Origin of the sequence: Mycobacterium sp. 1245801.1 (genome assembly GCF_001673055.1) — a bacterium.
GTDB lineage: Bacteria > Actinomycetota > Actinomycetes > Mycobacteriales > Mycobacteriaceae > Mycobacterium > Mycobacterium europaeum_A.
On sequence record NZ_LZKY01000074.1, the window covers coordinates 1 to 10,299 of the forward strand.

Annotated in this window: 11 protein-coding genes and 2 pseudogenes; 5 read left to right on the plus strand and 8 right to left on the minus strand. The window is 69.6% G+C overall.

Annotated features, from left to right (window positions below):
* Nucleotides 1–143, plus strand: a pseudogene (locus A5622_RS27835) (type I pantothenate kinase); the annotation flags it as partial.
* A gap of 21 nt (nucleotides 144–164) precedes the next feature.
* Here the strand turns inward: A5622_RS27835 and A5622_RS04485 are convergent.
* The 3 genes from A5622_RS04485 to A5622_RS04495 form a co-directional block, all read right to left on the minus strand.
* Nucleotides 165–587: a hypothetical protein gene (locus A5622_RS04485; RefSeq protein WP_066876959.1), complete on the minus strand. Its 423-nt coding sequence runs from the start codon at nucleotides 585–587 to the stop codon at nucleotides 165–167.
* Between the two features lie 245 nt (nucleotides 588–832).
* Entirely contained in the window at nucleotides 833–2,203 is a 1,371-nt protein-coding gene (locus A5622_RS04490) for a hypothetical protein (RefSeq protein WP_066876961.1), read from the minus strand.
* 47 nt (nucleotides 2,204–2,250) lie between these two features.
* Complete coding sequence (locus A5622_RS04495; RefSeq protein WP_007776629.1) at nucleotides 2,251–3,039, minus strand: (2Z,6E)-farnesyl diphosphate synthase; 789 nt, start codon at nucleotides 3,037–3,039, stop codon at nucleotides 2,251–2,253.
* A gap of 182 nt (nucleotides 3,040–3,221) precedes the next feature.
* On the opposite strand from A5622_RS04495, the gene A5622_RS04500 reads away from it, so the two are divergent.
* Entirely contained in the window at nucleotides 3,222–3,995 is a 774-nt protein-coding gene (locus A5622_RS04500; protein WP_066876963.1) for a hemolysin III family protein, read from the plus strand.
* 18 nt (nucleotides 3,996–4,013) lie between these two features.
* Here A5622_RS04500 and A5622_RS04505 read toward each other — a convergent pair whose 3' ends face one another.
* The 4 genes from A5622_RS04505 to mca form a co-directional block, all read right to left on the minus strand.
* Nucleotides 4,014–4,397: a nuclear transport factor 2 family protein gene (locus A5622_RS04505; protein WP_066876965.1), complete on the minus strand. Its 384-nt coding sequence runs from the start codon at nucleotides 4,395–4,397 to the stop codon at nucleotides 4,014–4,016.
* 76 nt (nucleotides 4,398–4,473) lie between these two features.
* On the minus strand, nucleotides 4,474–6,489 hold the full coding sequence (locus A5622_RS04510; protein WP_066876967.1) for a thioredoxin domain-containing protein: 2,016 nt from the start codon (nucleotides 6,487–6,489) through the stop codon (nucleotides 4,474–4,476).
* Nucleotides 6,476–6,787 carry a hypothetical protein gene (locus A5622_RS04515; RefSeq protein ID WP_066876968.1) on the minus strand — a complete coding sequence of 104 codons (312 nt, stop codon included), beginning with the start codon at nucleotides 6,785–6,787 and terminating at the stop codon, nucleotides 6,476–6,478. Before A5622_RS04515 ends, A5622_RS04510 begins: the two co-directional genes overlap by 14 nt.
* Nucleotides 6,784–7,656 carry a mycothiol conjugate amidase Mca gene (mca, locus tag A5622_RS04520; protein WP_066862293.1) on the minus strand — a complete coding sequence of 291 codons (873 nt, stop codon included), beginning with the start codon at nucleotides 7,654–7,656 and terminating at the stop codon, nucleotides 6,784–6,786. The genes A5622_RS04515 and mca overlap by 4 nt, the downstream gene beginning before the upstream one ends.
* 114 nt (nucleotides 7,657–7,770) lie before the next feature.
* Between mca and A5622_RS04525 the strand changes: the two genes are divergently transcribed.
* Nucleotides 7,771–8,205 (plus strand): DUF4307 domain-containing protein, encoded by a 435-nt coding sequence (locus A5622_RS04525; RefSeq protein ID WP_066862296.1) that lies wholly within the window; start codon nucleotides 7,771–7,773, stop codon nucleotides 8,203–8,205.
* 220 nt (nucleotides 8,206–8,425) lie between these two features.
* On the plus strand, nucleotides 8,426–8,920 hold the full coding sequence (gene greA, locus A5622_RS04530) for a transcription elongation factor GreA (RefSeq protein ID WP_066862299.1): 495 nt from the start codon (nucleotides 8,426–8,428) through the stop codon (nucleotides 8,918–8,920).
* A gap of 85 nt (nucleotides 8,921–9,005) precedes the next feature.
* Here the strand turns inward: greA and A5622_RS04535 are convergent, their stop codons facing one another.
* Complete coding sequence (locus A5622_RS04535) at nucleotides 9,006–10,166, minus strand: cystathionine gamma-synthase (protein ID WP_066876969.1); 1,161 nt, start codon at nucleotides 10,164–10,166, stop codon at nucleotides 9,006–9,008.
* A gap of 57 nt (nucleotides 10,167–10,223) precedes the next feature.
* On the opposite strand from A5622_RS04535, the pseudogene A5622_RS30000 reads away from it, so the two are divergent.
* Nucleotides 10,224–10,299: pseudogene (locus A5622_RS30000) on the plus strand (hypothetical protein); the annotation flags it as partial.

The window sequence follows — 10,299 nt, forward strand, 5'->3', positions numbered from 1 at the left end:
TGGCCGCGGCCCGCGAGATCTGGCGATCCATCAACCGCCCCAACCTCGTCGAGAACATCCTGCCGACCCGGCCGCGCGCCACCCTGGTGCTGCGCAAGGACGCCGACCACTCCATCAACCGGCTGCGGCTGCGCAAGCTCTGACGGCGCGGCCGGCGCGGCCGGTCACGCCGCGAGGCGACGCAATCCCAGGTACTGCAGCCCGGCGAACGCCGCCGTGTAGGCGCCGGTGGCCAGTGTCAGCGCGACGCCGGTAGCGGTCAGCGGCAGCGCTTCCGCGGCCACGATCGAAGCCAGCGTGAATGCGACGTTGACCACCAACACGCTGACGCCGACGCGGCGCAGGTCCGGCAGCGCCCCGAGGCTGAACACCAGCAGTCCGGCCAGTACGAACAAGACGCCCACGCCGTACTCCTGGAAGGACGTCAGGCCCGTCAGCGACGAAAGCGGGTCGGCGAGGAACGCGATGGTCAGACCGAACAACCCTGTCAGGGTCGCGTCGGCGCGCACCGCGAACCGCAACAGCGAGTCGGTCGCGTCGTAGAGGGGCCTGGTCGGGATGCTGGATACGCCGGTAACAGAGCTCATGTGCTTACTCCTCGCGGTGGCGGGTGGGTCGAACAGCTTTGAGGGTGCCGCCAGTGCACTGCCATATCGACTCGTGGCACTGCCAACTCATGCCACGGATACAAAGACGAGGTGGTTCACCCGGCTATTCCCGTCGGCGGGTAAATATTTGACACGCGCCAGTCTGGCGGGCCCAGTGGCCCCACGGGTCACAGGAGCGCGGGTCCACGGCGCTGTGCCATCCGGTGGTCGCGCCCCAGGTGGGTCTAGTCGCTGGGAACCGGGATCCGTCCCCGAAGATCGGCGGCGATCAGCCGGGCCGCGGCGTTCTGCCAGTTGTGCAGCGAGCGCTGGGGCACCTCGGTGACGAACCAGTGCCAGGCCTGCCGCGCGATCGGATCCAGACCCGAGGCGGTGGCGTTCTGCGCATAGGCGCGCACCCCGACGACGTAGGGGAAATACAGGGAGTTGTAGTACCGCCACTCTTCGGTGGTGCCGAAGTCGCCACCGTCGCGCGGCTTGAGCCGCGAGATGCCCTCGGCCAGCACCGCCTTGAGTTCGTTGGCCCGCTCGATCGGCTGGTCGGGTGCGCCGCGGGCGGCCAGCCGCTCATCGATCACCGGCAACGCCGTCAGCGGGCTGGCGACCAGCTTGCTCAGGTCGCCGTAGTGGCCCAGCGCCCGGCGGGTGAGCCGCACGAAAGTGACGTCGTCGACGCCGGCGAGCGGGTGCTCCTGGCGCAGCGGCAGCGCCGCCCCGGTGTGCCGCAGTGCGGCCCGATCCGCCCGCAGCGCAGGCGATTTCGAGAACGCCAGCCGGTCGAGCACCCCGGCCAGCGGATCGGCGAGCACCTGCACGGTGATCGCGATCGCCAGGCTGGTGAACAGCAGCACCGTCAGCGCGGTCCGCGCGGCGGGGTCGTCGCGGGTCACCGCCAACCCGATCAGCGCCTGGCCGCCGAACAGCACCGCCACCGCGACCGAACCGGCGAACGACCGGAGCATGTCGGGGCGCAGCGCGTGGCCCTCGTCGAACGCGTCCCACAGCGCCACGGCGACCCCGAGCCCGAGGACGTCGCAGCTCGTCGAGGCCAGCGCGACCCAGCTGGGCACCAGTCCCAGCGGAATGATCAGGATCGCGTTGGCCAGCGCGAAAAACAGGGTCGCGGTGACGGCCAGTCCCACGGAGAGCCTCGGCCGGCGCGGGCGGCGCAACGCGACCGCCCCGGCGCCCAGGGTCGACACCGAGATCACCGCGAACATCACCCAGTGACCCGGGCGCAGTGGCCCGTCGACGCTGCCGGCCAGCACCGCCCCGAACAGGGTCAGCGCGGCGACGCCGACCACCAGCAACACCTCGCGGGTGCGCGAGCGCCAGCCGTCGCTGGGCCGGGACAGCTCGACGAGCACCGCGAACCACGCGACACCGGGGACGGCCGCCAGGTAGATCTCGACCCGGCTGAGCAGCTGGGCATGGGCGGGGCTGGCGGTCCGAACAGCATCCAGGCCCACCACGAGCGCGAACCCGCACAGTCCGATCGCCGCCAGTACCAGGACGGGCTTGCGCGGATCACGGGACAGCAGATACAGGCCCAGCCAGGCGCTCAGCGTGAACACCACCGCCGACAGCGCAGCCATGTCCTAAGTGTGGCACGCAGCCGGGCGGGCCCTTCAGAGCTTCGCGGTTACTTGCCGTGCCGGCGATCCCGCCGGCTGTAGTCGCGCAGCGCGCGCAAGAAATCGACGCGGCGGAACGCCGGCCAGTGCGTTTCGCAGAACCACATCTCCGAATAAGCGCTCTGCCACAGCAGAAATCCCGACAGGCGTTGCTCGCCCGAGGTGCGGATCACCAGGTCGGGATCGGGCTGTCCGGAGGTGTAGAGGTTCTCGGAGATGGCGTCGACGGTCACCGCGTCGACGAGTTCCTCGGCGGTGGCGCCGTTGGCAAGCTCCTTGTTCAGCAGCGCGCGCACCGCGCCGACGATTTCCTGCCGGCCGCCGTAGCCGACGGCGACGTTGACGTGAAAGGGCGCGACGCTCGGCGTGGACTCGACGGCGTCGCGCAATCGGCGGGCCGGCTCGTCGCCGAGCAGTTCCAGGTCCCCGACCGTGCGCACGCTCCAGCGGTTGGCCGGCGCGCAGATCTCCTCGACGACGTCGGTGATGATCTCGATCAGCCCGGCCAGCTCGTCGGGATCGCGCTGCAGGTTCTCGGTGGACAGCAGGTAGACGGTGGTCATTTCGACGCCGGCCTCCTGACACCAGCGCAGCATCTCGGCGATCTTGGAGGCGCCCATCCGGTAGCCGTAGCTGACGTCCTCGTATCCCGCGTCGCGGGCCCACCGGCGGTTGCCGTCGCACAGCACGGCGATGTGGCGCGGGAGCTGGGACTTCGAGGCGGCCAGGCCCTGCCTCAGCCGCAGCTCGTAGACGCGGTACAGCGGCTCTTTGAGGCGCGGCGGAATGATTTCCACGACCATTCACCCTACTGCCAGCGGTGATCTATTCACCGGTTCTCGTTTCGGCCCGGTCACCTGAGCAGCCGAGACGATGCTGTAACGATCCCTGACTACTCTGGTTCTTGAACAGCCCCTGGCGACTTCGGAATCCCGCGTTGCGAAGAACAAAACAGATGCGAAGACAAGACACAGGAGCCATGAGCAGTCAGACCAGCACCGTCCCCAACCCGGAGCCCGAAGGCGAGTCGATCGTTCCGGGCAACACCGTCGAACAGTTAGTCGAGGGTGCCGCCCAGTTCCTCGGCAAGCCCCGGATGCGCGGTTGGATCCACTTCGTCTCGGCGTGGCTGGCCATCATCACCGGCGCCACGCTGGTGTCGGTGTCGTGGGCCGTCGCCTCGCCGCGCGCCGGCCACTCGACGCTGGTCTACGCCGCGGCGACGGTGGCGATGTTCGCGGTCAGCGCCACCTATCACCGGGTGCAGTGGAAGTCCGCCGTCGCACGCAGCCGGATGAAGCGGCTCGACCATTCGATGATCTTCGTGTTCATCGCCGGCAGCTACACGCCGTTCGCGCGGCTTGTCATGCCCCAAAACACCGGGGTGCTGGTGCAGTGCATCGTGTGGGGCGGCGCGGCTGCCGGGATCGCGTTGAAGATGTGCTGGCCGACGGCGCCGCGATGGGTCGGTGTGCCGCTGTATCTGCTGCTCGGGTGGGTGGCCGTCTGGTTCGCTCCCACGATCCTGCACCAGGCCGGCGTGGCCGCGATGGTGCTGTTGGCGGTGGGCGGGGTGTTCTACAGCGTCGGCGGCATCTTCTACGGCCTGCGCTGGCCGGACCCGTGGCCGCAAACGTTCGGCTATCACGAGTTCTTCCACGCCTTCACCGCGATCGCGGCGATTCTGCACTACATCGCCATGTGGTTCGCGGTCTTCTACACCGGCGACCACGCCTGGCTGGCGGGCGGCTGAGCCGGCATCGCTGCCCCGCTAGCCCTGGGAGACGTCGTCCTCCGGCGACCAGTAAGCCTTCATCGAGGCGATCTTGCCGCTGCCGTCGAAGACCATGACGTCGATCGGCTCGATCACCATCCGGTGCTCGCCCGCGGTCACGGTCAGCCGGAATTGGAAGGCCGCCTCGTTGCCGGCGACGCGCAGCGTCACCAGTTTGCATTCGCGCTGCAGGTCGTTGACCGCGGAGTAGAAGCCGTGGATCGCCTGGCGCCCGATGTGCACCTCGCCGCCGACCGGGTCCTCGACGGTGGCGTCGTCGGCGTACAGCTCGACCAGATCGTCGGCGCTGCCCTTGGCGACCAGTTCGATGTAACGGTTGACCGTGTTCCGGATCGCTTCGGTCCTGGCGGCAGTCGGCATGGGAGGCAGGGTAACCCGCGCTAGTGGTGATCGCCAGCACGGCGCAGCCGGGCGCCGCCGGGTCACCACCATCGGCTCAGTGATCGGGGACACCCAGGGCGGCCGCCAGTTCGGGCGCGGTGGTGACCGGCAGGTCGCACACCTGGGCGCGGCACACATACGCGGCGTCGGCGCCTGCGACTCGGGGCCGGCCGGCCAGCAGCGGCGACGAATCCACCGGCCCGCCCACCACGATCGCCCCGCCGGGCGCCAGCCGACGGGCCTCGGCCAACAGAGCCGACGCCGACGGATCGCAGGCAACCGCGATCTGCAGTGGCCCGCGCACCGCGGCTTCTGCGACGGCCAGCCAGTGTCCGGCCGACCGCGGCGCGCGCTCCAGCAGCACCGAGTGCGCGCCGAGCGACGCGGTGACCGCCCGCAGGTAGCGCTCGGTCCGTTCGCCGTCGACCAGGTGCGCCGCGGTCAGCAGCGCCTCGGTGATCGACGACGCCCCCGACGGGGTCGCCCCGTCCAGCGGGTCGGCCGGCCGCAGCACCAACTGCTCGGCATCGTCGGCGGTGTCGAACCAGCGACCGGGCCGCTGCGGGTCGGCGAAATGGGCCAGCGCGGTGTCGAGCAGCTCGGCGGCCGCGGTCAGCCAGGTGTCCCCGGCGGTGAGCTGGTACAGCGCGAGCAGGCCGGTGGCCAGCATCGCGTGATCCTCGAGGATGGCGGCGCTGTCGCCGACCACCCCGCCCAGGCTGGCGCGTCGCAACCGGCCGTCGACGACGTGCAAATCCAGCAGCGTTCGCGCGCAACGCATTGCCGCCTGCGCCAATTCGGGTTCGTCGAGCGCCACGCTGGCCTCGGCCAACGCGGTGATCGCCAGGCCGTTCCAGGAGGTGACGACTTTGTCGTCACGCCCGGGCTGGACCCGGGCGCGGCGGGCCGTCAGCAGCGCGGCACGCACGCGCTCCAGCCGTTGCGAGTCCTCGGGATCGGCGGGGGCCTGCAGCACCGAGGTGCCGTGCTCGAACGTTCCGCTCTCGGTGACCGCGAAAACCCTTGCCGCCCAAGGGCCGTCGTCAGGCCCGAGCACCTCGTTGAGTTGCGCCGGTGTCCACACATAGGTCGAACCCTCGCGGCCGTCGGCGTCGGCGTCCAGCGACGAGGTGAACATCCCACCGTCGGCCAGCTCGACGAGCAGGAACCGGGCGGTCGCCGCGGTGACCCGGCGCGCCAGCGGGTCCCCGGTGCGCCGGGCCCAGTGCGCGTAGGCGCGCAGCAGCAGCGCGTTGTCGTACAGCATCTTCTCGAAATGCGGTACCACCCAGGCGTTGTCGACGCTGTAGCGAGCGAAGCCGCCGCCGAGCTGGTCGTAGATGCCGCCGCGGGCCATCGCGTTGCCGGTGTGGGTCACCGCCGTAAGCGCCTCCGGTGAGCCGGTGCGCTCGAAGTGGCGCAGCAGCGCCTCGAGCAACGCCGACGGCGGGAACTTGGGCGCACCGCCGAACCCGCCGTGCACCGCGTCGCGGTCCTCGAGCACCGTGGCGACGGCGTGGTCGCACAGCTGCGGCGCTATGGAAGGACCACCGCCCGGCAGACCGGACGAGAGCCGGCGCAACTCGCCGGCGATGCGGTCGGAGGCCTCCTCGACCTCGCCACGGCGCTCCCGCCAAGTGGTCGAGACGGCCGAAAGAAGTTGCAGGAAACCCTCTTTCGGATAATAGGTGCCACAGAAGAAGGGTCGGCCATCCGGCGTCAGGAAGCACGTCATCGGCCAACCGCCGTGCCCGTTGAGCGCGACCGTGGCGTTCATGTACACCGCGTCGATGTCCGGGCGTTCCTCACGGTCGACCTTGATGCAGACGAACCCGGCGTTCATCGCGGCGGCCACGTCGTCGTCTTCGAACGATTCGTGGGCCATGACGTGGCACCAATGGCAGGCGGCATAGCCCACCGAGAGCAGGATCGGCACGTCGCGCTCGGCGGCGGCGGCCAGCGCCTCGGGGGTCCATTGCTGCCAGTGCACGGGGTTGTCGGCGTGCTGGCGCAGGTATGGACTGGTCGCCAGCCCCAGGGTATTCGTCGCTGCCGGGTCAGCCGGGCTCATCGCCGGGTCCCGCGGCGCGCGGCGGGCCGCCCCCGTCGTCCGGGGTGGTGGAAGGGCCGACCGTGTCGGTGCCCTCGTCGGCGGCCTGGTCAGGTTCCGGGTGCTTGGGATCGAACGATTCCGGCACCTTCTTCAGCTGCCGGTTCATCGACCGGATGAGAAACAGCGTGGCGATCACCAGCAATACGACGATGAGCAGCCCGACCGGGCTGGCCTTGCCGAAGTCGGGACCGGTGTGGCGTGGGGGCCCGTCCGCCTGCCAGCCGGCGGCGGTCACGACGAGAAAGAGGTGGTTCACGCGTCGCTCTCGATCCCGGCGAACAAGTCGTCCTCGGGCAGCGACACCGGGACCCGCGAGCGGGCCAACTCGAATTCCTCGGTGGGCCAAAGCCGTTGCTGCCAGGCGATCGGAGCGGCGAAGAAGTCGTGGTCGGGGTCGATCTGGGTGGTGTGCGCCCGCAGCGCGTCGTCGCGCTGGCTGAAGTACGCCGAGCATTCGACCCGCGTGGTCACCCGGGACTCGAACGGATCGTGCGCGGCGTCCCAGTGCTCGAGCCACTTCTTGAACGGCGGTTCCTGGCCGTGCTTGACGGCTTCGTCGTGCAGCAGCTGCATCCGGGCCCGCAGGAACCCGTGGTTGTAGTAGAGCTTGGACACCGACCACGGTTCGCCGGCGTCGGGGAAGCGCCGGTAGTCGCCGGCCGCCTCGTACGCGCCCACCGAAACCTGGTGGCAGCGAATGTGATCGGGGTGGGGGTAGCCGCCGGTCTCGTCGTAGGTGGTCATCACGTGCGGACGGAACTCGCGGACCACGCGGACCAGCGCCCCGATCGACTCCTCGAGCGGCACCAGCGCGAAACAGCCCTCGGGCAGCGGCGGCGGCGGGTCGCCCTGGGGCAATCCCGAGTCGACGAAACCCAGCCAGGTGTGCTCGACGCCGAGGATCTCGGCGGCCTTGGCCATCTCGTCACGGCGGATCTCGGCGATGTGTCCGTGCACCTCCGGCAGGTCCATCGCCGGGTTGAGAATGTCGCCGCGCTCACCGCCGGTCAACGTCACCACCAGGACGCGATGGCCTTCGTCGGCGTAGCGGGCCAGCGTGGCCGCGCCCTTGCTGGACTCGTCGTCGGGGTGGGCGTGCACCGCCATCAACCGCAATTCGCTCACGTGCTCCCTTTGTCACTTCTGGTGGTCGCCCGGTCTGACCCTATAATTCCAGTTCCTAGTTCGTTGCATGCTGTCGGCCGGTGCCGGGCAGCCCACCACCAGGCGAAATCAGCCATGACCGAAGCCCCGATTCCGCGTCCGGAGGCCCGCTATGGGCGCTCCCGGCTGTCGCGCGTCCCCCGGCGGTGGGTGATCGTCACGCTGGGCGCGCTGGTCGTGGTGGCCGGACTCGTCATTGCCGTCATCGGTTATCACCGGTTCGGCACCAGCGACGTCAAGGGGACGACGGCCGGCTATCGGGTGATCGACGACCAGACCGCGTCGATAACGATCAGCGTGACGCGATCGGACCCGTCCCGGCCGGTGGACTGCATCGTGCGGGTCCGGTCGAAGGACGGCAGCGAGACGGGCCGCCGGGAACTGCTGGTCCCGCCGTCGGATGCCGCCACCGTGCAGGTGACCACGACGGTGAAATCCTTCGAGCCGCCGGTGGTCGCCGACATCTATGGCTGCGGCACCGATGTGCCCGCCTACCTGCGCCCGGCGTGACCTCGCAGATCCACAGCGAACTGCGAATATGGGGTCATCAACTGTTTGCGCGGTGGTAACATGGGTGAATGCACGGTTCCGGTTGGGACCGTGTTGCTGCATTAGCGGACGTGAGCAAAACGGAGCGGCAGCACACGGGGAGGCACCCGCGCACACCGGGCGGCGGAGCTAACAGGACTCAACGCGGACTCGCGGAACAACATACGAGGAGCACGACGAGATGACGGACACTTCCGTGACCTGGCTGACCCAGGAGTCACACGACCGGCTCAAGGCCGAGCTCGACCAGTTGATCGCGAATCGTCCGATCATCGCCGCGGAGATCAACGACCGCCGCGAGGAGGGCGACCTGCGCGAGAACGGCGGCTACCACGCCGCCCGCGAGGAGCAGGGCCAGCAGGAGGCCCGCATCCGCCAGCTGCAGGACCTGCTCAACAACGCCAAGGTCGGCGAGGCGCCCAAGCAGTCCGGCGTCGCGCTGCCCGGTTCGGTGGTCAAGGTCTACTACAACGGCGACAAGTCCGACACCGAGACCTTCCTGATCGCCACCCGCCAGGAGGGCGTCAACGACGGCAAGCTCGAGGTCTACTCGCCCAACTCACCGCTGGGCGGCGCCCTGATCGACGCCAAGGAGGGCGAGACCCGCAGCTACGTGGTGCCCAACGGCAACACGGTCGAGGTCACGCTGGTCAGCGCGGAGCCTTACCACTCCTAGCCAGCCGCGTTAGGCGAGCGCCCGGCCAGCCGGGCGCGATCGCACGTGCGCCCGGCTAACAGGGCATTCGCGCTCGCGATCGCCGCTAGTGCAGGGCCTGCTCCAGATCGGCCAGCAGGTCGGCGATGTCTTCGATGCCGACCGACAGGCGCACCAGATCGTCGGGGACTTCCAATTGCGACCCGGCCGTTGACGCATGCGTCATGGCGCTGGGGTGCTCGATCAGCGACTCCACCCCGCCCAGGGACTCCGCCAGGATGAACACCCGGGTCTTGGCGCACAGGTCGCGGGCGGCGGCGCGGCCGCCGCGCATGCGGACCGAAACCATGCCGCCGAAGCCGCGCATCTGCCGCGCGGCAACCTGGTGGCCGGGGTGTGAGGGCAGGCCGGGATAGAGCACCGTGCCCACCGCGGGATGCCCGGCGAGGAATTCCGCAACGGCCGAAGCGTTTTCGCTGTGCCGCTGCATGCGCAGCACCAGGGTCTTCAGGCCGCGCATGGTCAGGTAGGCGTCGAACGGGCCGGGCACCGCGCCCGCACCGTTCTGCAGGAACGCGAACGCCTCGTCCAGCTCCTTGTCGTTGGTGACCAGCGCGCCGCCCACCACGTCGGAGTGTCCACCGATGTATTTGGTGGTCGAGTGCAGCACGATGTCGGCACCCAGCGTCAACGGCTGCTGCAGCGCGGGCGAGGCAAACGTGTTGTCCACCAACACCTTTGCCGAACTCTGCCGGCCCAGCTCGACCAGGGCGGCGATGTCGGCGATCGAAAGCAGCGGATTGGTCGGCGTTTCCGCCCAGATCAGTCGGGTTCGCGGCGTGATCGCGGCGGCGACGGCGTCCAGCTCATGCAGGGCGACCGGGGTGTACTCGACGTTCCACTGGGTGAAGACCTTGTCGATCAGCCGGAAGGTGCCGCCGTACGCGTCGTTCGGGATGACGACGTGGTCGCCGGGCCGCAGCACCGCGCGCAGGGCGCAGTCCGTGGCGGCCATGCCGGACCCGAAGGCCCGCCCGTAGGCGCCCTCTTCGACGGCGGCCAGCGCGGCTTCCAGCGCGGTCCGGGTCGGGTTGCCGGTGCGCGCGTATTCGAACCCGCCGCGCAGGGCGCCGACGCCGTCCTGGGCGAAGGTGCTGCTGGCGTAGATCGGGGCGTTCACCGCGCCGGTCGCCGGGTCCGGCCGATAGCCGGCGTGGATCGCTTTGGTGGCCAGTCCGGTGAACTCGTGGGGTGCGTCGTCGCTCATCGACGCTCAGCCTAGGTGACGGCCGGCCTCTCGGCGCCGTCGATCGGCAGGCACACCGTCGTCATCCCGAACGACGCGTACGGCGGCACCTTCCGGCTGATCGACAAGGTCTTCACCCAGTGGAACGTCGAGT

Bases quoted from the DNA above. Each gene is read 5' to 3' on its own strand.
- A5622_RS04485 (WP_066876959.1), bottom strand. From the start codon at position 587: ATGAGCTCTGTTACCGGCGTATCCAGCATCCCGACCAGGCCCCTCTAC.
- A5622_RS04490 (WP_066876961.1), bottom strand. From the start codon at position 2,203: ATGGCTGCGCTGTCGGCGGTGGTGTTCACGCTGAGCGCCTGGCTGGGC.
- A5622_RS04500 (WP_066876963.1), top strand. From the start codon at position 3,222: ATGAGCAGTCAGACCAGCACCGTCCCCAACCCGGAGCCCGAAGGCGAG.
- A5622_RS04505 (WP_066876965.1), bottom strand. From the start codon at position 4,397: ATGCCGACTGCCGCCAGGACCGAAGCGATCCGGAACACGGTCAACCGT.
- A5622_RS04510 (WP_066876967.1), bottom strand. From the start codon at position 6,489: ATGAGCCCGGCTGACCCGGCAGCGACGAATACCCTGGGGCTGGCGACC.
- A5622_RS04525 (WP_066862296.1), top strand. From the start codon at position 7,771: ATGACCGAAGCCCCGATTCCGCGTCCGGAGGCCCGCTATGGGCGCTCC.
- greA (WP_066862299.1), top strand. From the start codon at position 8,426: ATGACGGACACTTCCGTGACCTGGCTGACCCAGGAGTCACACGACCGG.
- A5622_RS04535 (WP_066876969.1), bottom strand. From the start codon at position 10,166: ATGAGCGACGACGCACCCCACGAGTTCACCGGACTGGCCACCAAAGCG.